This window comes from Undibacterium pigrum (assembly GCF_003201815.1).
Lineage (GTDB): Bacteria > Pseudomonadota > Gammaproteobacteria > Burkholderiales > Burkholderiaceae_D > Undibacterium > Undibacterium pigrum.
The window spans coordinates 1-25,297 of the sequence record NZ_QJKB01000008.1; the positions used below are offsets into that span (position 1 = coordinate 1).

Annotated in this window: 21 protein-coding genes; 5 read left to right on the forward strand and 16 right to left on the reverse strand. The window is 53.8% G+C overall.

Annotation, left to right across the window (positions count from 1 at the left end; genetic code table 11):
- Positions 1 to 202: 202 nt before the first annotated feature.
- The 3 genes from DFR42_RS20535 to DFR42_RS20545 form a co-directional block, all read right to left on the reverse strand.
- Positions 203 to 556 (reverse strand): hypothetical protein, encoded by a 354-nt coding sequence (locus tag DFR42_RS20535; RefSeq protein ID WP_110256919.1) that lies wholly within the window; start codon positions 554 to 556, stop codon positions 203 to 205.
- Positions 557 to 905: 349 nt separating this feature from the next.
- The gene (locus DFR42_RS20540) at positions 906 to 2,885 is read right to left on the reverse strand and encodes an alkyl/aryl-sulfatase (RefSeq protein ID WP_245937032.1); all 1,980 of its coding nucleotides are present in this window, start codon (positions 2,883 to 2,885) and stop codon (positions 906 to 908) included.
- Positions 2,886 to 2,899: 14 nt separating this feature from the next.
- Positions 2,900 to 4,519, reverse strand: a complete 1,620-nt coding sequence (locus DFR42_RS20545; protein ID WP_110256920.1) for a GMC family oxidoreductase — start codon at positions 4,517 to 4,519, stop codon at positions 2,900 to 2,902.
- Between the two features lie 238 nt (positions 4,520 to 4,757).
- On the opposite strand from DFR42_RS20545, the gene DFR42_RS20550 reads away from it, so the two are divergent.
- A complete protein-coding gene (locus DFR42_RS20550) occupies positions 4,758 to 5,669 on the forward strand; it encodes a LysR family transcriptional regulator (RefSeq protein WP_110257116.1) in 912 nt (303 codons plus the stop codon).
- Between the two features lie 6 nt (positions 5,670 to 5,675).
- Here the strand turns inward: DFR42_RS20550 and DFR42_RS20555 are convergent, their stop codons facing one another.
- From DFR42_RS20555 to DFR42_RS20575, 5 genes are read right to left on the reverse strand one after another with little or no spacing between them, the layout of a single operon-like run.
- Entirely contained in the window at positions 5,676 to 6,593 is a 918-nt protein-coding gene (locus DFR42_RS20555) for a haloalkane dehalogenase (protein ID WP_110256921.1), read from the reverse strand.
- Between the two features lie 24 nt (positions 6,594 to 6,617).
- Positions 6,618 to 7,694 (reverse strand): MBL fold metallo-hydrolase, encoded by a 1,077-nt coding sequence (locus DFR42_RS20560; protein WP_110256922.1) that lies wholly within the window; start codon positions 7,692 to 7,694, stop codon positions 6,618 to 6,620.
- Positions 7,691 to 9,538 (reverse strand): arylsulfatase, encoded by a 1,848-nt coding sequence (locus DFR42_RS20565; protein ID WP_211324375.1) that lies wholly within the window; start codon positions 9,536 to 9,538, stop codon positions 7,691 to 7,693. The genes DFR42_RS20560 and DFR42_RS20565 overlap by 4 nt, the downstream gene beginning before the upstream one ends.
- Positions 9,532 to 10,866 (reverse strand): DsbA family protein, encoded by a 1,335-nt coding sequence (locus DFR42_RS20570; protein WP_110256923.1) that lies wholly within the window; start codon positions 10,864 to 10,866, stop codon positions 9,532 to 9,534. Before DFR42_RS20570 ends, DFR42_RS20565 begins: the two co-directional genes overlap by 7 nt.
- Positions 10,867 to 10,891: 25 nt before the next feature.
- Positions 10,892 to 12,070: a SphA family protein gene (locus DFR42_RS20575; RefSeq protein ID WP_170133605.1), complete on the reverse strand. Its 1,179-nt coding sequence runs from the start codon at positions 12,068 to 12,070 to the stop codon at positions 10,892 to 10,894.
- A 217-nt stretch (positions 12,071 to 12,287) separates the two neighbouring features.
- On the opposite strand from DFR42_RS20575, the gene DFR42_RS20580 reads away from it, so the two are divergent.
- Positions 12,288 to 12,917 carry a TetR/AcrR family transcriptional regulator gene (locus DFR42_RS20580; RefSeq protein WP_110256925.1) on the forward strand — a complete coding sequence of 210 codons (630 nt, stop codon included), beginning with the start codon at positions 12,288 to 12,290 and terminating at the stop codon, positions 12,915 to 12,917.
- 140 nt (positions 12,918 to 13,057) lie between these two features.
- Entirely contained in the window at positions 13,058 to 13,888 is an 831-nt protein-coding gene (locus DFR42_RS20585) for a TMEM175 family protein (protein WP_170133606.1), read from the forward strand.
- On the opposite strand, the gene DFR42_RS20590 is transcribed toward DFR42_RS20585, so the two are convergent.
- A complete protein-coding gene (locus DFR42_RS20590) occupies positions 13,829 to 14,719 on the reverse strand; it encodes an SDR family NAD(P)-dependent oxidoreductase (RefSeq protein WP_110256927.1) in 891 nt (296 codons plus the stop codon). The two genes, DFR42_RS20585 and DFR42_RS20590, sit on opposite strands and share 60 nt — an antisense overlap.
- On the reverse strand, positions 14,716 to 16,206 hold the full coding sequence (locus tag DFR42_RS20595) for a flavin-containing monooxygenase (RefSeq protein ID WP_110256928.1): 1,491 nt from the start codon (positions 16,204 to 16,206) through the stop codon (positions 14,716 to 14,718). The genes DFR42_RS20590 and DFR42_RS20595 overlap by 4 nt, the downstream gene beginning before the upstream one ends.
- Before the next feature lie 227 nt (positions 16,207 to 16,433).
- Here DFR42_RS20595 and DFR42_RS20600 point away from each other — a divergent pair, with 227 nt between their 5' ends.
- Positions 16,434 to 16,640, forward strand: a complete 207-nt coding sequence (locus tag DFR42_RS20600) for a hypothetical protein (RefSeq protein ID WP_110256929.1) — start codon at positions 16,434 to 16,436, stop codon at positions 16,638 to 16,640.
- A 108-nt stretch (positions 16,641 to 16,748) separates the two neighbouring features.
- Here DFR42_RS20600 and DFR42_RS20605 read toward each other — a convergent pair whose 3' ends face one another.
- From DFR42_RS20605 to DFR42_RS20625, 5 genes are read right to left on the reverse strand one after another with little or no spacing between them, the layout of a single operon-like run.
- Positions 16,749 to 17,651 (reverse strand): alpha/beta hydrolase, encoded by a 903-nt coding sequence (locus tag DFR42_RS20605; protein ID WP_110256930.1) that lies wholly within the window; start codon positions 17,649 to 17,651, stop codon positions 16,749 to 16,751.
- Between the two features lie 39 nt (positions 17,652 to 17,690).
- Positions 17,691 to 19,064 (reverse strand): DUF1254 domain-containing protein, encoded by a 1,374-nt coding sequence (locus tag DFR42_RS20610; protein WP_110256931.1) that lies wholly within the window; start codon positions 19,062 to 19,064, stop codon positions 17,691 to 17,693.
- A gap of 13 nt (positions 19,065 to 19,077) precedes the next feature.
- The gene (locus DFR42_RS20615; RefSeq protein WP_110256932.1) at positions 19,078 to 20,493 is read right to left on the reverse strand and encodes a coniferyl aldehyde dehydrogenase; all 1,416 of its coding nucleotides are present in this window, start codon (positions 20,491 to 20,493) and stop codon (positions 19,078 to 19,080) included.
- Positions 20,494 to 20,520: 27 nt separating this feature from the next.
- A complete protein-coding gene (locus tag DFR42_RS20620) occupies positions 20,521 to 21,573 on the reverse strand; it encodes a formylglycine-generating enzyme family protein (protein ID WP_110256933.1) in 1,053 nt (350 codons plus the stop codon).
- Between the two features lie 18 nt (positions 21,574 to 21,591).
- The gene (locus tag DFR42_RS20625) at positions 21,592 to 22,728 is read right to left on the reverse strand and encodes a glutathione S-transferase family protein (RefSeq protein ID WP_110256934.1); all 1,137 of its coding nucleotides are present in this window, start codon (positions 22,726 to 22,728) and stop codon (positions 21,592 to 21,594) included.
- A 382-nt stretch (positions 22,729 to 23,110) separates the two neighbouring features.
- On the opposite strand from DFR42_RS20625, the gene DFR42_RS20630 reads away from it, so the two are divergent.
- Positions 23,111 to 23,434: a hypothetical protein gene (locus DFR42_RS20630; protein ID WP_170133607.1), complete on the forward strand. Its 324-nt coding sequence runs from the start codon at positions 23,111 to 23,113 to the stop codon at positions 23,432 to 23,434.
- A 182-nt stretch (positions 23,435 to 23,616) separates the two neighbouring features.
- Here the strand turns inward: DFR42_RS20630 and DFR42_RS20635 are convergent, their stop codons facing one another.
- Entirely contained in the window at positions 23,617 to 25,278 is a 1,662-nt protein-coding gene (locus tag DFR42_RS20635; protein ID WP_110256936.1) for a sulfatase-like hydrolase/transferase, read from the reverse strand.
- Positions 25,279 to 25,297 lie beyond the last annotated feature (19 nt).

Sequence of the window (25,297 nt, forward strand, 5' to 3'; positions counted from 1 at the left end):
AGAAAGTTGATACATGTCGCTTTTGGGGTTTTGAAATCCGGAAAACCATTCGATGCTAGCTTGCATTTCGCTTGACTGGGATAACAGTATCTACGCGAGCTTCTTCTTTCATTGGCTAATCATGTTCTTCGCTCAAAAAATAAAAATTGGTGTAGGCGTCACAATCGATGCAATGGTAATGGCAGTAAATTCTTTTTTAATATTAACTCTCTTTATTTTGATTTTTGAGAATTTTCAAGAAGCAGAGAAAGACCAATATGCAGAGCAAGTAGTAGCCCCACGCAAAGTTAGAGTCCCCTCTGCCTATGAGGGACCAGGCATCTTTGACCATAAATACACCGAACAATGCTAATGGAATAAAGAGCCCTATGGCAGCGATAACGAGCCAGTCATAAAGCTTCCCAGCGGCTGCTAGAATGCCGTAAATGAATAAAGCCACAACCATTATCGGAATACCGAATGCTATAGTAAAAGCTCCTGACATATTACTCGCTTGAGCATACTGAGCGATTCCAAAGGCTGTTACGGCAACAGAAAACTTGATATTTTTATTCATGAATGATTCGACCCGTTGTCGATTTTTTTAAAGAGTGCTAATTTCAAATTCCTCTTTTGCTTGCTCATAGGTGTCATATAGTTTTTCAGCTCTATGAGCCTGTAAAAATAACTGTGTAAGTTCTCCCGGAACTATTGGTGAGGCTTGATGCGTTCACCGAATTCTATATCAAAGCGATTGAGCCTGAGTAGGTACGATTAGCATAGCGTAATCGTACGCATGTTGACTTATAGCAGGCCGCATAGGTGCGATCAGATCTGTGTAGTCGCACCTTATATTACATCCAACTGACCACAGAACTCATTGCAGATGTTACCTGAAACTCAGCTTTTAAGTAGAGAGAAAGCAACTACTTCGTCACAATCGCAAACGTCCCCGGCGCCTTGTCGATCAGTCCAAAGAAGCGCACGAGATCTATTTTGCTGCCATCGACCTTCAAGTCATCACTGAACAAAGTATCTTTAACGCCTGCCGTCCCTGCCATCATCTTGATGAAGATAGGCTTGGTCAGCGTCAGTGTGGCATTCGCATCTTTGACTGGTTCAGCTTTCTTGTGATGCAGTACCGCGTTTTCTATCCATAGTACGTAGGATTCTTTGGTGTCGGTCAGGACAAGATTGAGCTTGTAGTCTTTGCCTTCGGCATCCGGGCCGTTGAGGCCGGCGGCCATGGCTTCGAGGAAGCGGTCTATCGGGGTTTGGGCCAGCATTTCTATCATGGCGGCGCGGTTGACGCCTTTGGCGGGCGGGCCGTTGCGCAGTTCATTGGCGGCGGTCAGGTAGCTGTTGCGCCAGGTGGATGCTTCTGCTGCGTAGCCCATTTGTTCATAGGTGCGGGCCAGTAATTCCTTGGCATTCTTGTTTTTGCTGTCGGCAAAAACGACGTGGTTCAGCAGCTCTGCGGTCCAGCGATAATCGCCTTTGTCGAAAGAGCTTTGTGCGGCGGCGATGGCCTTGTCTGCGCCGCCCAGCAATTCTACATAATGCTTGGCAGATTCCTGTGGTGGCAGGCGATTCAGGTTAGCGGGGTTGCCGTCATAAGCGCCGAGATAAAACTGGTAAACGGCTTTGACATTATGGCGCAGGTCGCCGTAGTAGCCGCGTGCGCCGAAATAGTTTTCCAGTGATTTGGGCAGTTTGATCTTGTCGGCGATTTCATAAGGTGTATAACCGGCATTGATGAGGCGCACGGTCTGGTCATGGGTGTATTTGTAAACATCGCGCTGCTTGGTGATGAATTCTGCAATGCGTGGTTTGCCCCAGACTGGCCAGTTGTGCTGGCCAAAATAGACTTCGGCATCGGCACTTTGCGCCAGTGCCTGTTCGAGGTAGCTGCCCCAGCGCTGGGCATCGCGGGCTTTGGCACCGCGCACTGGCAAGAGATTGTGCATGGTTTGCGCGAGTATCTCGGCGCCGGCATAGGCTTTTTTATCGGGGATGCTGAAGGTCAGTTCTGATGGCGCTTCTGCACCTGGCACATTGTGGAAGACAAAGTTGATGCCATCCAGCGTCAGCTCCTGAGTTTCCTTGATGATGAGCTGGTTGGGTTCCAGCACGCCTATGCTGCCATAGGCGACGCCTTTGCCCAGGCCGGTGTCGACCAGGCCCTTGGGTGAACGCTCAAGGTCTTTGCCAAACTGGTAGCCAGAGCGCCTGGCCATGGCTGTACCTACCAGGATGTTTTCGCTGGTGGCTTCTTCCATGAAACCATCGGGGGCGATGACGGGGATTTTTTTGCTTGCCACTTCTTCTGGTGTGATGACACCGAGTGCACCGCCAAAATGGTCAGCATGGCTGTGGGTGAAAACCACAGCGACAACAGGCTTGTCACCCAGGTGCTTGCGGGCAAAGGCAATGGCGCTGGCAGCGCTTTCCTTGGCTGTCAGCGGGTCAACGATGATCCAGCCTGTCTTGCCTTCTATGATGGTCATGTTGGCGATATCAAAACCACGCAACTGATAAATGCCATCGGTGACTTTGAACAAGCCGATTTGCGCATTCAGTTTGGCATGCCGCCACAGGCTGGGGTTGACGGTGGGCGGGGCTGCGCCTTCTATGAATTTCCAGGCATCGAAATCGATCAACACTTCACCTGATGGACCCAGAATTTTGCCTTCCGGTTTGGCGATGAGCCCACGCCTGGCATCTTCAAAATCCTGCTGGTCATCCAGTGCCAGGCCTTGTGCCATGTCGGCATTGGCCTTGACGGTAGTGGCGGTTGCATCGCCCATGGCAGTGGTGGCAGGTTTCTGGCTACAGGCGGCCAGCAGCATGGTGGCCATAGTCAGTACAAGAGTTTTTTTCAGGTGCAGGTGTTGAGGTGTTTTCATATCGTCTCCGGTTTTTATACGTTATCGGCTTTGATCATGTCGACTGCTTTTTCTGCAATCATGATAGTCGGTGCATTGGTATTGCCACCTATCAGTGTGGGCATGATGGAGGCATCGACCACGCGCAAGCCTTGCATGCCGATGACGCGCAAACGCTCATCGACGACTGCCATGGCGTCTGTGGTCTGGCCCATCTTGCACGTGCCTACCGGGTGGTACTGGGTATCTGCCCTTTGCCTGATGTCTTGCTGCAAGCCTGCCACATCATCTGCCCTGGTGGGGTAGAGCATGTCGCCGCGCATGTGATCGAATACGCTGGATGCAAATAGCTTATGCTGGAATTGCGCGCCGCGCACCAGTAAATCGAGATCGCGCTCGTCGCTCAAAAAGCGCGGGTCTATGACGGGGGCTGCATGCGGGTCCTTGCTGGCCAGGCTGACCGTGCCATGACTGTGTGGTCGCAAAACATCGATGTGGCTGGAGATGCCATGACCTAGATGCGGTTTGCGTGCATGGTCATCAACCAGGGCAATGACGAAGACGATTTGCAGGTCAGGCACAGTCAGGCTGGGGTCGGATCGCAGAAACGCACCGGCCTCGGCATAGGTGCTGGTGACCATGCCTGTGCGGTGTTGCCGCCACTCCCACATGGCCTTGCTCATTTTTGTCATGCCTGTCAGCGACAGGCCAAAGGTGGCGTTTTTGGCGGCGCTGCCTTTGCTGCGCCAGCTTTGTACATAGTCGATATGGTCTTGCAAGTTCTTGCCTACTCCCGGCAAATCATGTACGGGCTTGATGTCCAGCTTTTGCAATTCACTGGCCTGGCCTATGCCGGACAAGAGCAGTAACTGAGGTGAACCAAAGGCACCGCCAGACAAGATGACTTCGCGGCGGGCGCGTATTTGTTTCAGCTCGCCAGCCTGATGGTATTCGATACCGACAGCGCGCTTACCCTCAAACAGGATGCGGGCAGCGACGGCATGAGTGATGACTTGCAGATTGGATCTGGACAGATTCGGTGTCAAATAAGCCTTGGCAGCACTGCATCGTTCGCCATTTTTATGGGTGACCTGGTAGAAGAAAGCACCTTCCTGCTGCTCACCATTGTAGTCAGGCGTGTGAGGTAAACCGCATTCGCCAGCAGCCTGGATGAACAGGTGATTGATCTCGCTCTGATGGCGCGGGTAGCAGACATTCAGCGGGCCGCCCTGGCCGTGGTAGCTATTTTGTATATCTTCATTATGTTCGGCGCGTTTGAAGTAGGGCAGCACTTCATCATAGGCCCAGCCTGTATTGCCCAGTGCAGCCCAGTGGTCATAATCCCAACGGTGGCCACGTACGTAAAGCATGGCATTGATGGAGCTGGAGCCACCCAGGGTCTTGCCACGTGGCTGATAGCCGCAGCGGCCATTCAAGCCAGCCTGGGGCACGGTCTGGTAGCCATAATTATGGTATTTGGTCGGTACGATGGCGGCCACGCCTGCAGGCGCATGGATTAGCACGCTCTTGTCCGGGCCGCCTGCTTCCAGCAAGGCCAGGCTGATGCCGGGATCTTCCGTCAGCCGGGCTGCGAGTACGCAACCGGCTGAGCCACTGCCTACGACGATGTAGTCGAATTGTTTGATATCCGGCATGTCTTTGTCTCCTGATTTATAGGACTGACGCAAAACCGCCCCAGCTGCGTTGCAGCGCCTAGCCGTACTAAAGTACTGTCTTCGTCGCTGCGTCTTGCTGGGACAATTTTGCGTCAGTCCTATTTGAGTGTATGAGGCTAATTTTTTGGTGTCCAATGCATTCTTGGGCTAGAATCAATGCAGTCAATGCATGGGTTTGTGGTGGTTTTTACATGCTTTAATGGCAGGAAGGGATACCGTGGAATTGAAACGTCTGAGGCACGTCGTTGCCGTGGCAGATGAAAAGAACTTTGCCCGGGCGGCAGAGCGCGTGCATTTGTCGCAATCTGCCCTGAGTCGCAGCATACAGGCGGCGGAAACCGAGCTGGGTGTGCAATTGTTTGACCGTGGCACGACAGAGGTGACGGCGACCCCTGCCGGTAATTTTTTCATAGAACGCGCCCGCAAGCTTTTGTTTGACAGCCGCTGCCTGCAAAGAGATATAGAGTTGTACCGCAGCAAGCAGATAGGTGACCTGGCCATAGGCGTGGGGCCTTTTCCTGCGGCGACACTGTTACCCATGCTGATGCCTGAATTGCGGCAGCACTTTGCGGGTGTCAACTTGCGTGTCGAAGTCAATAACTGGGAATATCTGGCAGAACATTTGCGCAATGAAGAACTGGATTTCTTTGTGGCAGATACCCGTGACCTCCCGCCCGGCCAGGACCTGGACATCAACTTGCTGGCACGCCAGCGCGGTGGCTTTTTTGTGCGCGCTCATCATCCTTTATTGAGCAAGTCGCGCAGGCTGCCTGCCGATATTTTGCAATATGGCCTGGCATCGGTACGCTTGCCGCAAGCCATACGCAAGGCCCTGGCGCAATTGCTGGGTTTGCCTGCCAATGCCAGCTTGCCCATCGCGCTGGAATGCGATGATGTGCTGACACTCAAACGTGCAGCCCTGGAATCTGACACCATACTGGCCGCCATCAATGCTGCCGTGGCAGATGAAATCCAGCGCGGGCAAATTGTGCCGCTGGTGATAGAGGGCATACCGACCATGCATTCAGAATTGGGCATCGTTTCTTTGCGGGGCCGCAGCCATTCGCCAGTGGCGCAGTTTGTGATAGGCAGGTTCAAAGAACTGGCGGACCTGCATGCGCAGCAGTAGAAGCCACTAACCGCCAGTCTGTTGCACAAACCTGACTATCGCCGCTGCGACTTCTTCGCCTTTGTCTTCCTGTAAAAAATGTCCGGCATTGCGGGTAATCGCATGCGGCTGGCCTTGTGCGCCGGGCACCAGGTCCATCCAGGCTTTGTAGCCGCCGCGAGTGACCGGGTCGCGGTTGCTGAACAGGGTCAGGAAGGGTTTGTCCCAGCGTTTGAATACATCCCATGCGTGCTCATTGCGTTGCCGTTCAGGGTCATCTGGCGTGGTTGGTACAAAGCCGGGGAAGAGACGGGCAGCGATGCGGTAGGTGCGATCAGGGAAGGGCGCATCATAGGCGGCGATTTCTGCCTTGCTTAAACCATGCACACAACCACTTTTGACGATACGGCCTATGGGGAACCAGGGGCTGTAACGTGAAAATGCCCGCCAGATTTTAAATGCCTTGGGTACGGTCATCGTACCGGTAGGCAGGGCACCATTGGCCAGTACGATGCGCGCAAAACGCTCGGGTTCTTCTGCTGCCATGCGCAGGCCGATGAGAGAACCCCAGTCCTGGCAAAACAGGGTCAGGCCGCGCAAGTCATTGGCAAGCAGCCAGGCTTTCATCCACGACACATGATTGAGGTAGGAATAATCTTTCCTGTTTGCCGGCTTGTCCGAACGGCCAAAGCCAACCAGGTCGGGCGCAATGACGCGAAAGCCCGCTGCCAGCAAGACCGGGATCATCTTGCGGTATAAATAAGACCAGGTTGGCTCGCCATGCATGAGCAGGATGGGCGTGGCATCACGCGGGCCTTCATCTATGCAGGCGATGCGCAGGCCACCTATCTCGCTATAACGTGGCTGGTAAGGGAAGTCAGTGATATGGGAAAATCTGTGCTCGGGGGTGCGCAAGAATTTTTCTACGACAGGTAGTGCTGACATGCTGAACCTCAGTGATGAAAACGATTAGAAGCGTTTGCTGAAAACAATCTGTTTGCTATTCACGGGCATGCTGACAAAATCGCCATCAACACCAACCCTGATTTTGCCTTGATAGATATTGCCAGCATCCCCCAGAAAAGCTGCTTCCATCCCTGGCAGGGGCAAGGGTGGGGCGATATGGTTCAATAGCAATGCACCCACTTTGGCATCTCGCGCAATTTCAGCGGCTTGTTCAGGTGTGGTGTGATAATTGGTGATGTCATTGAAGATTTTTTTCAGATGGGCCTTGCCCGCCTTGTCAGCAGCCTTTTCCAGCAACTTGGTGAGCGGGATGGACAGTGCTTCATGCAGCAGCAAATCCACATCCCTGGCCTGGGCTTGCACAACCGCTGATTTGACAGTGTCACCACTGATGAGCAGGCTGCGGCCCTTGTAGTTGATGCGGTAGCCAACGGCAGGGTGGATGGGGCCATGTTCAACCGTGAAGGCGGCGATTTCCAGATCGGCATCCTTGAGCAGTGTCAGGCTGCCTTGCGCCAGTGGCGTAAAACTTTTGACCACACCACCAAAACCACCAGGCGGCATGGTGGCTTCACCATGATGGGCTACACGGTAGCCCTGGTCCAGTTTATAGGCTTGTATGATGCCCTGTACCACAGTCTCAAGACCGGTGGGGCCATAGACTGGAACCGGGTTCTGGTTGCTGGCAGATACCCAGCGCTGCAATAAAAATTCACCCATGCCATCGATATGGTCAGAATGAAAATGGGTAATGAATACTGCATCAATTTGCCCAGCACTAAAACCCATCTTGCCCAGATTGCGTACCGTGCCGCTGCCCAGGTCAAAGATGAACTGACGTTGTCCGGCAATCACCAGGGTACAGGGGCCGGAACGTTTATCGTCTGGGAAAGGGGAGCCCGCACCGCATACGCCCACATGCAAGCCATCAGGCAATTCTGCCAGCGGATTGGCGCTCAGGCGCTGGGCTATCATCCTCTCGGCTATCGCCAGGCTGATGGGCGTGCGCAGCAAGTACAGGCCCAAAACCAGCAAGAGCAGGATAGCCAGTGTGATGATAAAAAAACGCTGGCTTTTCATGGCTTGACCTTGTTCATTGATAGACGCCGCCGACGCTTCACCAGATAAACCGCTGTGACCAGGGCCAGCAAGAGCAATATGGCAGGATATTTGAAGCGCGGGATATACACATGCACCATGGCATTGGTGAAAATTTGCTGGCTGGGTTCATAGCCATCAGGCATGGGCAATACGCCATTGTCTTTTGCGTATTGCGCATAGGCAGTCTGCATGCTGGTAAACACTTCAGGCAGGCTGCTTTGCAAGTCGCGGGTTTCACCGGGGTCTAGCTGGATATCATATAAATGCCAGCGGCCATCACCAACAGGTGGCAGGTTTTTCACGAGTTTGTAATCGCCCCTGAACAAGGCCTGGTTGCCAGACAATTCATAGCCTATGTTTTCATCGGCAGGATGTACCCTGTCCTTGCCATCAAATAACACCGGGATAAGGCTGCTGCCGTGCATGGTTTCCACCGGCTTGCCCTGGTAGCTGCCATTTGGTCTGGCTGTGTTCGCCAGTTCCAGTATCGTCGGTGCGATATCGCTGATGTGGGTAAAGCTCTGGTGGATGCGGTTTTGCTGCATGCCCTTGCCAGCGATGATCAACGGTACGCGTATGCCACCTTCACCTGCATAGAATTTATAGGTACTCAAAGGCGAGGCCGCAGCACTGCTCCAGCCTGGGCCTATGATGCTGTAGGCACCCTTGTCGCCCAGTTTGTCGATATCGCTGTTGTAGTGCATATCCAGCCACAGGCGTGCGCTGAGCATGGCATAGGGGTCGGATGCTTCTGCCCCATTGTCTGACATGAACATGAAGATGGTATTGTCATACTGGCCGCTTTGCTTCAATGCTGTAATCAGGCGGCCTACGTGGTAGTCCATGGCTTCTGCCATGCCTGCATACACTTCCATGCGCCTGGCCTGGTAGGCTTGCTCGGCGGGCGTCAGTGCCTCCCAGTCTTTGGTGGTGGACATGGTGACCATGGGCGTATCTTTGGGCAGCAGGCCGAGGGCAATTGCTCGGTCACGCCTGGCCTGGCGCAGGGCAGTCCAGCCATCTTTATACCTGCCTTTGTATTTGTCGATGAAAGAGCGCGGGGCCTGTACTGGAATGTGATTGGCCTGGAAGGCGACATAGGCAAAGAAGGGCTGCCTAGATTTTTCAATGGATTTGTCCGATGTACTGTTATCACTCTGGATGTAATTGATCATCCGGTCTACATAATATTCTGAGGAATAAAATTCCCTGGACATGACGGCTTCCTTGCCATCTTCAAACCAGTAGACCTTGTCGGTCAGGTCAAGATAGCGCTTGCCGGTTTCCCAGTTGTCCGAACCACTGTCGCCCTGGATGATGGAGCGATCAAAGCCGCGCTTGTCGGGCAGATTATGCGGCTCCTTGCCTACATGCCATTTGCCTGCGACATAGGTGCGGTATCCAGTATCTTTCAGCAGGCTGGCGATGGTCACGACACGCTCGTTCAAGACACTCAGGTAACCGGGTTTGCCTTTATGTTCTTGCGGTATGGTTTCGCGCATATTGCCCACGCCATTGCGGTGATTATCGACGCCGGTCAGCAGCATGGAACGGGTGGGTGAGCAAGATGCAGTGACATGGAAATTGGAAAAACGCGTACCTTGCTGCGCCAGTGCATCCAGGTTGGGCGTGGCGATTTCACTGCCAAAGGCACCGACATCGCTAAAGCCCCAGTCGTCTGCCAGCAAGACCACGATGTTTGGCCTGGATGTTTTGCTGGCAGCTGCTGTGTCTGCCGCAATGACATCATGAGTTGGCAGCAATGCATTCAGGACAGTGAATGTCAGCAGATATGCAGGCAGGCGGGGGAGCTTCATCAGCATGTCTGGCTTTCCAGAGGTAATTGTTCTTCAGATGCGGCCATTTTTTTCATGATATCAGCGATGACCCATAATCTGTCCTGTCCCCAGACGGCAGTGCCTGCGCAGGAAAATGACGGCACACCCCACAGGCCGAGAGTGGCCATGGCATGCCGGTTGGCTTCAGCTGTCGCACGCCAGGCCTGATCCTGCAAGGCCAGGCGCACTGCATCCCAGGGCAGGCCAGCACGGTCGGTAATCTTGCGCAAGCCACTGTCACTGCCAGCATCTACACCTTCGGCCCATACGCCACGCATGAAGGACAAGACATAGGCCTGTCCACATCCCAGACGCTCTGCCAGCGGCATGACGGCCAGGCCGCGTTCTGTCGGGCGGCCTACCGGGTCATTCAGGCGACCAAAGGGGATGTGTCTGACATGGGCTTCGCGTGCCGCATCCAGGGCGATATAGCTTCTTTTATCCGCAGGTACAGGCAGGCCGCGCATGACCATGGGCAGCAGATAACGCAAGTTGACTTTGGCACCTGTCAACTGGCCCAGCCTGAATACCCTTTCGGCGACGATGGCAGAATAGGGGCTGCGCAGGGAAAAGAAAAAATCTATCTCTGGTGGCGTTGCAATATCGAGTGGCTGGTTCAGGTCAGCCGGGGGCGGATACATATAGTCTTGCGCTATACCCATTTCATTCTGCAACCTTTGTTCCAGGTGATACAGCCTGTCTATGCCCCAGTACCATTCACCTTCATACAGGAAGCAGGCACCAAGATAGTGGCCTTGCTGTTTCCTGAACTCATCGGCGTGCTGCATTTCTGCCAGCGTCAGTTCTGCTGTTGCCGGGACCATGTCATGCGCATTGGCAGTCTGTTCAGTCAGTGCCTGTGTTGCAGTCCACAAAGCTGTGCTGATACTGTCCACGACATTGATGAATTGCCCATTGTGGATGGCAGACACCAGCAAGCGGTTTGCCAGGGCAGTTTTTTCTGGCGCTGCTTGCTGTGCAAAATCCGGGCAGGGCAAGGCATAGTGCTGTGCCAGCAAGCCCGCATCGTGGCGGCTGTAGGCTTGTAGTTTTTCACGCTCTGGTGCTGCGGCCTGATCTGGCGGGCTGACTATATACGGCAGGATTTGCAGCTGGTATTTTTGCTGCAGGCCAGCCAGGCTATGCGCTGCCAGCACGCTATACGGATCATCTGCCTGGTGAAAATAGTGCAGCTGCCTTGCGGCACCGCTACGCAACCTCGCCCTGAGCGCACGCTCGCGCAGCTTGAGCAGGCGCGAACGACCCAGCATATGCTGGGTAATCACAGGCATCAACAGGGTTTTGATGGACATGCGCTTTTCTTTATCTGGCTTTGTTTTACCAGGCTTTAATGAAACGCAATTGCAAGGTGCGTGACATCAGTGCATTGCTGCTGCCAAAGCTTTGGCTGTAATGCAGATTAAAACCTGCCTCCTTGCCTGGCAGCTTATAGGAAATAAACGGCCCTGCGGCATATGTCTTGTAACGATTGCCACCAGCCGCAGTTCCAGCGCCAGCGCCAGTACCGCTGTCATCCGTCACCTGGTTAATCGCCAGTACGTTGGAACCTACGGCCCAGTTGCCCATGACCTTGACGATGCCCGCTTCAGCATAAACATAATTGCCGCTGCGATAATTGGTGTCCTTGTTGGTACTGTTCATGCCAAATGACAGGCGGCCAGCGATGGTGACGCCGCTATCCCAGACTTCCGGACCATGGTGAGGGTTGAGCGAATAACTGACAGCCACACCGGGGCGCAAGGTATAGAAGTTACCAAAGCCAGGGTTAGGCCCCCTGTCCTTGTTGTAATTGCCGGTCGGTACAAACAGGGATACACCGGCGGCAATTTTCAGGCGCTCTTGCTGCCTGATCCAGACCATGGACAATTCTGTGTCGCCCATGCCCGAGGTATCGGCATTCTGGCTGGCCAGGGTGCTGGCGACACCAGCCTGTACCTGGGCATTGGCCGCCGCTGCCACTGCCCCGATTGCACCACGCAGGGCTGCTGGCAGGGCAGGGTTGGGCGTGGGGCTGATCGTGCCCTCGGGGCTGACCGCAGTAAAACTGCGGCTTTGCCTGATCAGTGGCACATTCATCGCAAAGGCAATATGGCCGCCGTTATACGTGCTTTGTGTCAGATAACCAGCCAGGATATTGATCTGGGTTTGCGGCTGTTCAAAATGTATCGCTGCCGCAGGCATGGTCAGCGCATAAGTGCCATCTGGCACTGCACCGCGGGTCACTGTGCCGGTAGGCAGGGGGATATTGCGGGCAGGCAGGCTGATGTCATTGCCATCGCCATCGACGACCTTGTAGATATTGGTATGCGACAGCGCAGCGGTGCCAAAAAAGCCCGGGTTTTCCAGCGAGGCTGCCATTTCACCGCCAAATACCCCGACTGGTGATTGCCGGAGTTTATAGCCTTCTCCCGCCATTGCCGTCATCGTGCAGCATGCCAGCGCAAGCCCGCCGAGTGCCTGGCCTACGTGTAAAACTGTCTTGTGTTTTTGTTCCATGCATATCTCCGTCGTTTTTATAGGCCTGTGAGCCATTTGATTTCAATACACATGTGTACTGATGTTGTTAATGTAGAGGCCTGCGCTGCCGCTTGTCAAGCACTAAAGTACACAAGTGTATTGATTTTGTCTGCTTGTTGTAGTCGCGCCGCTGGCGACTTAAAATGCTGGCTTTGCAGGTGCATGAGTGCGCCAGGCCAGATGAATAAAGGAAGCCATGAAAGCAGCACCAAAAACAAGAAAAACCTCGGAAGGCCCCAGGCTCAGCCGTGAAGACTGGCTAGATGCTGCTTTCAAGGCAGTGGTCGAGGGTGGTTTTGATAATGTCAGGGTGCTGGTGCTGGCAGACAAGCTGGGCGTTACGCGCGGCAGTTTTTACTGGCATTTTGCCGACCATGCAGAACTGGTCAGTGATTTGCTCAAGCAATGGCGCGAATACCAGCGCGAACAAGACCGCATCGCCCGCAGCGAAATCGACCCCGACCCGCAAAAAGACCTGGAAAGGCTCATCGACATCGCTTTGCGCCATGGCGGCAAAGACCTTGAATACATGCGTTTTGAACTGGCCCTGCGCGGTTATGGCAGACGCGATGCCGAAGTCGCCAGGATGCTGGTGGAAGTAGACCAGGAGCGCATGGACATGGTCATAGAAAAATACATGCGCCTGACCAAAAACGACGCCCAAAAATCACAGGAACTGGCATCCCTGTTCTACCTCGCCATCGTCGGCAGCTACCAGGCCCTGAGCCGCCCGGTCAACCCACCCATGATCCGTGAATACCTGAAGAGCATTATTGCCAATTACCTGGTGCAGGAGCAGCAAGCAGGAAAGACCCGCAAGAAATAAGCGCAGCTTGTCAGTAATTTGCGACGCCCGTGCAAAGTCTGCTTTGCACGGGCGTTTGCTTATTTGATAATCATTGTTATACTTTTATTGGCATTTTTTTATCGACACTTCTCGGTTTCATTGAATCTTGGGAGCTTATCTTGTCTGATACTGATCACAAACAGCATGGTTATATTTCCTTGCACCGTCTTGATGGCTTTAGCGATGCCGTGTTTGCTTTTGCAGTGACTTTGCTGGTGGTGTCACTGGAAGTGCCCAAGTCTGCACATGAACTGTTTCACCTCATGCATGGTTTTATTGCCTTTGGTGTTGCGTTCACTTTGCTGATGGTGATGTGGTATCAGCACGGGAAGTTTTTCAAGCGTTTTCCGATTACTGATCTGTGGATGATTTCCCTGAACATGGCCTTGCTGTTCGTCATCCTCCTGTATGTGTACCCGCTTAAATTTTTGTTTGTCAGCTTGTTTGACTCCATGATCTGGAAAAGTACCGGAGACAATTTCACCTCAGCATCAGAAATCCAGACCTTGATGACCATATACGGTGCCGGGATAATTGCAGTTAATTTTGTTTTCTTCCTCATGCATAAACATGCCTGGCGCTTGCGTGAAAGATTTGCCATGAGCTTGTCGCAACTCAATGAGTTACGCGCTGATATGGCGGGCAATCTCATCAATATGGCAGTGGCAGGCTTATCCGTCCTGATAGTGCTGGTCAGCAAGGATCAGGGGACATGGTCTGGTTGCATCTATTTCTTGCTGGGACCTGCACACTGGGCCAGTGGTGCCTGGCATGGAAGACGGTACCGGGCAATCAAAAATCAGGAGCAGGGAAAGCAAGTAAAGCAAGAAAGCCAGGAAAGCCCGTTAGCAAAGCAGGTCGGCAGGCCGGAGTCTATAGCCACCCAGCCATCAGTTCCCACTACGCCCATTGCGCCCTTGCCTGCGCAACAAACCCGCAAACCAGGCTGATGCCCTGGCTGGAAACAGCCGGTAGAAAAAATCACCGACTCTGGCATCAGCGCCTATCAGCAAGCGCGTCTTGCGTTTGCTGACGGCCTGCATGATGGCCATCGCAGCCTGTTCAGGGCTGGTGCGGGCGATGCGCTTGAATTGCTGGTTCAGGCTGTCTGTATCCGCGGCCATGGCGGTGATGTCGCCGAGCCTTGCCTGTTCAACCAGGCGGGTGCGTATGCCGCCGGGGTGTACGCACAGGACATGGATGCTGTGCTTGTCGCCAGCGTCATCACTATTCACACTCACGCGCAATTCTTCTCGCAAGCTGTCTGAAAACGCCCTGACTGCTGCCTTGCTGGCATTGTAGATGGACTGGGTAGGCAGCGACAGCATGGCAAAGATGCTGGAGATATTCACGATGACAGTATCAGGCCTGGCATGCATCTGTGATGCAAAGGCACGGCAGCCGTGGACAACACCCCAGAAATTGATATCCATGAGCCAGTGTGCATCTACCAGTTTGCCACTCAGTATGGGAGCGACCAGGGCCACGCCTGCATTATTGATGAGGATGTCGGCTCCGCCGAACTCCAGACTGGCCGTGGCAGCCAGGGCATGCATGTCTGCCTCGCTGGCGACATCGCAGCTTTGCGTGAGAACGCGCTGGCTTGTTCCTGTGTTCTTGAATTGCGCAGTCAATGCTGCTGCCAGGGTTTTCAGGCGCTGGCTGTCTATATCTGCCAGCAAGAGGTAGGCACCTGCATCAGCACAGACATGCGCCAGCGCTTCACCTATGCCGGATGCTGCACCTGTAATGACGACGAGTTTTTTATCCAGTGAATTCATATGATCTTGCTGATGTAGGGCAGGGCATGGAATTCTGCCCAGTCAAATTGTTTGAGGCGACGGCGGAACAGGAAAGTGAAGTCTGGCCACAGTGTACGGTTGCTGCCATCTGCGGCCAGATACCAGCTATGGCAACCACCGCTATTCCAGACACTGCCGACCAGCTTGCCCTGCACCGCCAGGTTGTAGTTGTTCTGCACCTCAGCCCTGACATCAAATGCCCTGGCCTGTTTCTTGTCGAGTGCGCGCAGGGCCGCCAGGACGAAATTGATTTGCGACTCTATCATGTAGACTTGGGAATTATGGCCCAGCCCGGTGTTGGGTCCGGTCATGATGAACAGGTTGGGAAAGCCATGCACTACCGTGCCCAGGTGCGCCTGCGGCCCTTGCATCCATGCCCGGTTGAGGTCGCGGCCATCGCGCCCGGTGATGTCAAATGGTGCGCCGGCATCTGCCACCTGGAAGCCGGTGGCGGCGATCAGCACATCCAGTTGATGCACGCTGCCGTCAGCGCAGACGACGCTATTGGCAGTCGCCCGCGTCACGCCATGCGGGACCAGTTGCACATTCGGTTTTTGCAAGGCCGGGTAAAAATCATCCGACAATAAAATACGTTTGCAGCCTATGGTGTAATTTGGTGTCAGCTTCTTGCGCAAGGGCTCATCCTTGATGCGGTGCCGCAGATAACTTTCCACCTGTTTTTGCGCCCGGCGCAATAACCATTGCGCGCGAGTGAAGGCATACATGCGTGATTCCAGTTTGATGTAGGTCAGCTTGCGGCTCAGTTGCTGCCGCCAGGGCTGGGTGCGATAACTGTTACGCCTGGCTTCTGGAACTGCCTCATCATTGCGCGGGATGATCCAGGCGGGCGTGCGCTGGAATAAAGTCAGGCTGCCGCATTGCGCTGCTATTGCAGGCACGATCTGTATGGCACTGGCCCCCGTGCCGATGACGCCAACGCGTTTACCACGCAAGTCCACCTCATGCCGCCAGCGGGCAGAATGAAACAGCTCACCCTGAAAGGCATCGAGATTTTCTATTTTTGGCATTTGTGGGCGACTCAGGCCACCGGTGCCTGCCGCCAGAGTGCGTGCGCGCATTTCTTCTCCGCTTGCCAGTTGCATAAGCCAGTGGCCCTGATCTTCCAGCCATTTTGCACTGACCACCCTGGCATTGAATTGCATGCCATGCCGCACGCCACCCTGATCGGCACAGCGCTGCATATAGGCGGCGATTTCTGCCTGCGGCGGGTACAGGCGCGTCCAGTCTGGATTGGGCATGAAAGAAAATGAATACAGGTTGGACGGGATATCACAAGCAGCACCTGGATAATGGTTGTCGCGCCAGGTGCCACCCAGGGTATCTGCCTGCTCCAGCAAATGCCAGTCATAGCCTGCTTTTTGCATGGTGATCGCCAGGCCCAGGCCAGAAAAGCCACTGCCAACGATGAGGATATCGAAAACTTTATTCTTGCTTGTGATTGTCATTTGCTGGCCTTGCTGTGTGGGTTCGCGAGCATGAATTTCAAACTCAGTTGAAACTAAGTTGAAACCAGGTTGAAACTGAGGTTAACAATACACTAATGTATTGAAAAAATAAACCATCGCAGCAGATAAATTTATTCCTGGTCTTTTAGCGGGGGAAATGCAAATGAAAAGTACAGATCAGCCTGTGGCTATAATGCTGCTTTGATCTTTATCAGGAACAGGCTTTTATGACAACCGGCAATGTGCTTGGGCAGTTCGTTCGCGTAGGCAGCGATGTTGGTGTCATCGTTGGCTACCATGGCATGCCTGATGTGCCGGAAGATCACTATGCCATCTGGTATGGTCAACTAGCCGAAGATGGCAGCACGCCCCTGGCGCGTACCGTGCCCGTGGAGTATTGTGTGTTTGTCGACAGGCATGCGCTGTATCACTGATGGGGAGCCGTAAATCCCCATCCCGTAGGAGCGGCTTCAGCCGCGAACATATAGCTGTATGCTTTCGCGGCTGAAGCCGCTCCTACAAGTGTTTCTGCAGTCCTAAGTTTATCGGCTGTTGTGCCTGATAAAATCTGCCGCCTGCCGCAAGCTTGTTCTGGCCTCAGGCAAATTCACCATAGTAGGCCATACATGGGGCAAGTTATTTTCTAATATCAGTGTGCTGCTGACGCCTGCATCAAGTGCGGCCTGATGCAGGCGTGTCGCATCATCCAGCAAGACTTCATGGCGGCTGGCAAAAATTTGCAGCGGCGGCAAGCCTTGCAAATCAGCATACAAGGGTGAGGCCAGCGCAGTTTTTGCGGGTGTTCCTTGCAGATACATGGCTGCTGCCTTGGGCAGGCTATCTGGTGTGAACATGACATCGGCATGGGCCAGGGTTTGCATGCTGGCACCTTCACAGGCCAGGTCTACCCAGGGCGAAAACAGGATTGTCGCTGCGGGCATGGGCAAGCCTGCCTTGCGTGCCGCCAGCAGACAGGCCATGGCGAGGCCACCACCAGCAGAATCGCCTGCGACGATAATCTTGCTGGCGGGTGTGGTTTTTAATAGTTCCTGATACCAGGCCAATGCATCATCCACAGCAGCCGGGTAAGCATGCTCTGGTGCCAGCCTGTAATCGACAGAGCAGATTTTTGCCTGGGCTACACGGCTCAGATAAGTACATAGTGGTTTGTGGCTGTCTATGCTGCAAAAGAAGTATCCACCGCCATGAAAGTACAAAATAGTCATGCTGCTTTGTGCGAGTTGGGCAGGCTGGAACCATGCCGCCGCGCACAGGCCATCATTTGCCGCCACCGGAGTGAAAACCATATCTGCTGGCAGACGCCCCTGATAGCGCAGCATGCGATTGATTTTGTCCCTGACCTTTGCGACATCGATAGCTGCACCGGGTGCTGGCTTGAAACGATAGCGCAGGTAAATATTGGTGAGAAAGGAAGACAGGCTCATAGGTGTGTACGTGTATGTGTATTGATGTTTGGGAAAATTTTAATCAAGAGCCTCGATTGCAGGCATATGCCAGCGAGCTTCCAGTGCGGCAGGCATGGGCCAGTAGAGTCTGGCGTTCAATACAAACCCCTGGCCTTGTTTGACTGGCAGCCAGTTGGCTAGCCATTTGTCTGGTGGTGTCGAGGCTTGCAGGTAGATATCAAGTGAGCCATCTGCATTCTTGGCCAGTGCATCGCGGCTGCCGAGGGCATGGCGCTGTATGGGGTTGTCGATGAGAAAATCATCCGTCCCATAAGCGGTGACAGACCAGAATGCCCTGGCCGGTGGCAATTGATCTGGCGGGAAGTGCAACCTGTAGCGCTTGCTGCCATCCAGTGGGCGCTTATGGCTATCGACACTGGCGCTGGGGTAGATGGCATCAGCAGGCAGGTTGGCACCCAGGCCTATCATGGCCACGACGGCGCGGATATTATAGTCAGTACCATAATTGCCAAGATTGGCAGGTGGAGTCACCCAGCCATTGACGGCATCACGCGGTTTCTTTAATTCTTGCGCGATCTTCCAGTCAGCCAGCCACCTGCCCAGGGCGATGCAATTTTTGTCCAGCCATGACCAGTCTGCTACTGCGCCGGGCGTGATGCCTATGCGACGCATGTTCTCCAGCATGGGCGCATCGGCAGGGGCAGGAGGGTTGTCCTGCATGAGCTTGCTCAGATTGCTGAAAAAATGCATCACATCCATTTGCCGCATTTGCACTATAGGTGGCAGGGTCTTTTCTGCCTGAGGTCGCCAGACAGGCGGAACTTCAGGCTTGTTGGCTTGCCAGTCAGCCAGACTGCGCAATTGCAGGCCATCCTGCAAAGTATGGACAAGGGCAAAGTCTGCTGCACCATTGGTTTGTGTGCGGCCTATGAGCCAGACAATTTGCGTAGGTGCGCGCAAGACTTGCAGGCCCGGTGGCACCTGGCCTTGCCAGTTTGCCGGGACTAAAAGATATTTGCCACCTTCGTTATTTTTGCCATTCATGCGACTGCCAGGTGCCGCAAAGACATTTGTCCAGGCATCCATGAACGGCATGACTTCATAACGCTGCTGGTTGGCTGGCATCTCAAAGACCCAGGGGCCTTGCTTCATATCGATGAAGGCCGTGGTGTAAAGGGTATCGACATTTGGCCGCACCACATCCCTGAAGCTGGCATCAGGAAATTGTCGCACGCGGCGCAAATGATTTTCTGGCCCTATGCTTTGCGACGCTGTCTGGCGCGTCAATTCCATCATCACCAGGGGATAGCCAAATACATAGGCTTCAGCTCCACCCTTGATATAGTCAAGTTTGGTGTACAGGAGAACGACAGTGGTCAGCAAGACGGCAAGGATAATCCAGCCTGCCTGCTTCAGTCTTTTCAAACGCATGAGAACAGATACATCAGCGTGTGAACATGCTCAGCATTTTCGCCACCAGCTTGCCATAGGGCGGGTAGGCAAAGCCCATGACATTCCAGTTTGATTGCATGAAGATGGGTTTGAGTTTGCTAAAGCTATTGAAACCAGCCTCACCATGATAAGCACCCTGGCCGCTGGGGCCTACACCACCAAAGGCCAGTTGTGGCTGGCCCACATGCAAGAGGCAATCATTGATGCAGACACCGCCAGAGATAGTCTGGCGCAATACCTGCTCCCTGTGGGCGTTGTCATTACCAAACCAGTAGACAGCCAGTGGCCGCGCACGCTGGTTGATGTAATTGATTGCCTCATCAAAACGCTGGTAAGTCATGACTGGCAGGATGGGACCAAAAATTTCTTCCTGCATAAGACGCATATCTGCCGTCACGTCTGTGACGATGACTGGAGCCATTTTCTTCAGGGCTGGGTCAAATTGTTCTGCCGCCGGATTGATGACATGCAGTTTGGCACCACGCTGTGCCGCATCTGCCAGCAAGTCTTGCAGGCGTTGCCACTGGCGTGTGCTGATGATGCTGGTGTAGTCTTTATTGTCTGCCAGGCGCGGGTAAAGGCCCTGCATGGCCGTGCTGATGGTGGCGACTATTCTGGCTTCCTGCTCTTGCGGCACCAGAAGGTAATCAGGGGCAACACAGGTTTGCCCGGCATTGATGAGCTTGCCCCAGGCAATGCGTTTGGCGGCGATGGCAATATCCACATCGGCATCGATGATGGCTGGTGACTTGCCCCCCAGCTCCAGTGTCACCGGTGTCAGGTTCTTGGCCGCCGCCTGCGCTACTATGCGGCCCACTTCGGTCGAGCCTGTGAACACCAGGTGATCAAATGGCAGGCTGCTGAAACTGGCGGCCACGCTGGCATCGCCCTGTACCACAGTCAGTACGGACGGATCAAAATATTCAGCCACCAGCCTGGCCAGCAGGGCAGATAGTTGCGGACATAATTCTGAAGGCTTGAGCATGACGCGATTGCCCGCGGCCAGTGCATCCAGTGCCGGACCCATGCACAAATCGAAAGGATAATTCCATGGACTGAGTATGCCTATCACGCCCAGCGGTTGCGGCAAGACGCGGTTCTTGCCAAACAAGTGTTGTGGGCTGCTGGACAAGCGCTTTTGCTTCATCCAGCGTGGTAAATGTTTTTTGCAGTATTTGATTTTTTCTTCCAGGGTTGCCAGTTCCAGCAAGAAGGTTTCATGGACAGAGCGATTGCCAAAATCAGCCGAAATGGCAGCGGCGATGTCCAGTGCATGCTCGCGTGCCATGGCCAGCAGTTTATTCAGCCTGTCCAGACGGACGGCAAGCTCAGGCATGGATTCTTGCGCAAAGGCGGCACGCTGCATGGTCAGCAGGATTTGCAAGTCTTCTATGGTGGTTTGTTTCATGATGGCCTCTATTTGGCTAGTAGACTACTAATTGCGATTGGGCGGCGCTGCCTGCAAGATGGTGCGAAAACCGAGGTGGCTGGCAGCCAGATCATCCTCTTGTTCATGTCTGGCGCCAGTGCGGTAGCGTACACAGTAATTGGGCGCGCACAGGTAAGAGCCGCCCTTGATGACATGGCTGGCAGCAGCGTCATTTCGCTTTGCTGGCTGGTCAGGTGAACGCAGGGATGCGTGGTCTGGTGTGAATGTATCGGCCGTCATTTCCCAGACATTGCCTATCATGTCATGCAGACCATAGGCATTTGGTGCGTAGCAGGCGACCGGTGCCAGGCCGACAAAGCCATCATCACCAGAATTTTGCACAGGGAACAGGCCTTGCCAGGTATTCGCATTTTTGGGTTGGTCGTGGTCCATGCCAGCCTGGGCCTGGCCGCCGCGTGCGGCCCATTCCCATTGCGCTTCTGTAGGCAGGCTATGGCCTTTCCATTTGGCGTAGGCGAGGGCGTCTTCATAGGTCACTGTCACCACCGGAAAGTTTTCCTTGCCCGTTATCGTCGTGTCCGGCCCACCTGGGTGGCGCCAGTTGGCTCCTGGAATGTAACGCCACCACTGGCTGGCAGGGCCATTTACATCGGCATCTTTGGGCATGACAAAGACCACAGCACCGGGTTTGCGCATGTCTTCTGGTAAGCCCGGGTGCAGGCTTGCATCGACAGGGCGTTCTGCCACAGTGACATAGCCTGTGGCTTTGACAAAGGCCGCAAAGTCGGCATTGCTGACTTCGGTCTTGTCCATCCAGAAGCCTTCGACTGCCACTTCCTGTACCGGCAATTCTTCCGGGTATTTACTGTCACCCATATCAAAGCGGCCTGCAGGTATCCAGGCCATACCAGGATGGGGGGCATTTTTTTTATCTGCCAGATCTGCGGGCGTGGCGCATTGCGTGGGTACGGCAGGTGTGACCTGTACCTTGCTGTCGGCTTTTTCAGCGACAGCAGGCTTTTTTAAAAACGCCAAAGCAAATACGGCGACAAGAATAATCGCTGCGATGGTGATATATATCTGCCTGGTTTTACTCATGCCCTGCCTTATCTTGACTTATGCTGTTTTTAATATGCGGGTATCGTTGGTCTGCTGGTGTTCAATGGCCACACGCAAGCCAACCCGGCGCAGGCGCGGTATGTCCAGTGTCAGCAAGTCTGCCCCACCTACTGAATGCAACCACAGCCTGACTTTCGCCTGTTCAGCCGCATTCATTGCTGCCAACTGATCCAGGCAACGCTGTACCATCCACAAAGTATAAGGCAAGGCGACACGCGAAAACTGTTGGCCACCCATGGGCATGCTGATTTCCTCCAGCCTGCGTGGCAAGGCCTTGCCTGGCTGTATCTGCACCTGCACGGCTTTGACCTGTTCATTGATGGCCGCCACCATGGGGATGAATTCTGTGCAAATGGCTTTGAATACAGGCGTGAGGGTAGCGGCAAGTGTGTCATCAGCAAGCAAGTGACCAGTTGCAGCTTTGCCAGACGCCATCCTGTCTATCCAGGCACGCAGCTGGGGCCGTGGTGCGACCAGCACGCGCGCAGGCCAGGGGTCACGTCCCAGATGACCATACATGGTGCCCACCAGGCCAAAGTCTCCTATCGTTGGTGCATCGCCAAATAAATAATTGTGCTTGGCGAAATGCTGCTCAAGCAAGTCCAGCATGGTGATGGTCCACTCATTCATCATCTTGTGCTGTTCAGGCCGTACGCCGACCGCATGTAGCATGCCACGCAACTTGCTGGCAATGTAGGCGACTGCCCGCTTTTGCACAAAACGTGGGAAGTGCGGCAGCAGTGCAGCACCTGCTTCACGTTCAAACAGGGCATAGTTTTCAGGGTAATTCCAGCGCGTGTGCATGGCGATGGGCACCCACCATTCATCACCCCAGGCTTCCATGAGGTAAGACGCAAATTTTTGTACCGGGCTATGTGGTATGACCGGCGCTTGCGGAAAGCGCGCTTCCAGATGATCAATCATGACGCTGGAATCCTGAAGCCAGGTTTCTTCTGGTGTCACAAGCAGGGGCATGACGACTTCACCGGTCTTGCGTTTGCCAGTTCTGGTCAGTGTCCAGAAATTGACCTGCTGATAGTCGTAAGGGATTTTTTTGTAATTGAGATAGCACATCACTTTGCCGGTGAAGTAGGACAGGTGCCAGCCATGGAGTTGGTAGGGTTTGGAGGTCATCGGCGTGGTGTTTGTTTAATCTAATGGTGGGTGGTTTTTGTTAACAGTACATATGTGTATTGAATGTGTCAATCGAGTTTTTGTATTCACTGATTTTTTTTTGACGATAATTTTCTGGAGTGCCTGATTCTTTGAGCCTTAAAATTAGCAAGATTAGTTTGTTCTGGCTGACAGACTTTTAATACAAGAGCAATAAATTTAACGTTATTCCAGCGTGTTCTTAGCTGGAATCCAGTGGCGTTCTTAGCCTGTCATGAAGTGTATTAACTTCTGAATCTTGGTGCTTTGGGCGATTTGATTTTCAAATGCTCGCGCTCGTCATTTAAGATTGCCGGCCGGTGGTAGACCGGCGGCTACCCACCTTTTTGTCTCGCCAAAAAAGGTGGGCCAAAAAGGCGACCCAGGCATAGCCGCCCCTTCGGGGTTCCCGTTTGTGCAGCACAAAAAATGGGAAATGCCCGAAACTCGCTGCGCTCAAACAACGGGCATTTCTAATCCATTTTCTGTACAGCACAAACGGCGTCTACACATGGGAACTGCTAACGTCAAAAACAACGGCAACGTCAAACTCAAAAGCAACATCAACCCCAACAGCAACATCAACATCAACATCAACCCCAACAGCAACATCAACCCCAACAGCAATCGACCTTCAGTGCCCTTGTTTGTCGTGCGCGTTACGCATAAAAAAAGCGAACAGCCTTAGCCATTCGCTCTAAAGAACCTTATCACGAAGAACCTGTTTACGATCTGTAGCGAGCGGGCGTCAGCGGGTTGAAGAGCAGCGCAAAAAGCGGAATGTACTTAAGTACATGAGCATTTTGAGCAGCGCATGAGGCCCGATCACGCTCGCGCAGTAAGATCGTAAGCAGGTTCTAAGGCCCGCTTTCAATTTGCCCAGTAAGTGTACTCGTCGGTTTTTTCGCGCGGCTGGTCCAGGGTTTTGTCTATGTAGATCGGGGCGGCAACCAGGGATGGCCATAGTGATGCAGGCATGTTGGCATGGTGGTTGCTCAGCATGAGTTTTAGTTCGCGCAATTTCTCTGGCTGTAATGCTGCCAGGTTGATTTTTTCTGTAGGATCGGCTTGCAGGTTGAATAGCCAGTCTTTTTTAGGTAGCTCCGATGAAATCAGTTTCCAGCCCTGATAAAGCACAGCGCGGTAGTCGCCGTCGCGCCAGAACAGGGGGCGCTGGGCTTGTGTGGCAGGCTGGCTGCCCAGGTAGGGCAGGAGGTTGATGCCGTCTATGCTGCGGCCAGTGGGGAGTGCTGCTCCAGTGGCAGCGGCGATGGTGGGTAGCATGTCGATGTTGGAGACGGATTGCGTATAACGCTGGCCGGGGGTGATGTGGCCTGGCCATTTCGCCATATAGGGTACGCGTATGCCGCCCTGGAAATGGGTCAGTTTCCAGCCACGGTAAGGGCGGTTGACTTCTGGCAAGCCTATATAACCTGGTGCGCCGTTGTCGCTGGAAAAAATCACCAGGGTATTTTCTTCAAGACCTTGTTCGCGCAGGGTTTGCAGTATCCTGCCAACGCTGCGGTCTACAGATCGCACCATGGCCGCATAGACACGCTGGCGGTGATCTTTGATGCTGCTTAGAGCATCATAGTCTGCCTTGCTGGCTTGCAGCGGCGTATGTACGCCCCAGTGCGCCAGATACATGAAGAAGGGGCGGTTTTTGTTTTTTGCGATGGCGGCGACGGCTTCGTCGGTGAAGTAATCAGTCAGGTATTTATTTGGCTCAAACCATTTGCCACCGTTATAGCTGACACCGAAGCGCATGTTTGGCCACAGGAATTGATCGATGGGATCAAATTCCTGTTTGGAATTGACCACGTCAGGACTGTTCTGCGGCAGGTAAAGGCCACTTTCCATGAACAGGCTTTCATCAAAGCCCTGGTTATTTGGCCGCATGTCTTTGGTGCTGCCGAGATGCCATTTGCCGATGTGGATATTGTGGTAGCCGCGCTGCTTCAGGACTTCTGCGATGGTGACTTCCGATGCTGGCATGCCCAGGTCGTCGAAGTCTTTCATCTCCCGGATTCTTTCATTGTTCAGGAGGGTGGGATGCAGTTGGTCGGCTTCGGTATTCAACTTCGTCACCACCCTGGCCATGGCACCCGGCAGGGGCGTGAACTCTACCCCAAAGCGCCAGGGATAACGGCCAGTCAGCAATGCTGCGCGCGATACCGTGCAGACGGCAGCGCCAGAATAGCCTTCAATAAAATTGACGCCATCACGGGCAATGGAATCAATGTGCGGCGTTGCTGCGCCCTGGCTGGTATAGCCGCCACCATTGGTGCTGACATCATTGATACCTAGGTCATCTGCCAGGATGATGATCACATTCGGCAGGCGTGGTGTAGTGCTTGCAGTTTGTGCAGGCCCGTCCATCCACTGCACTGGCCTGTAAGCTTTACGCGGATGCTTGATATCAGTGTACCAGCCCAGTGAATAGCGCAAGACATTGATGCGGTTGAGATACAGCGTGCCAGCGGCGACGGCAATAATGCCTAGTGTCACCAGAGTTACGGATTTTAATTTCATGCCAGTTTTTTTAGATGTG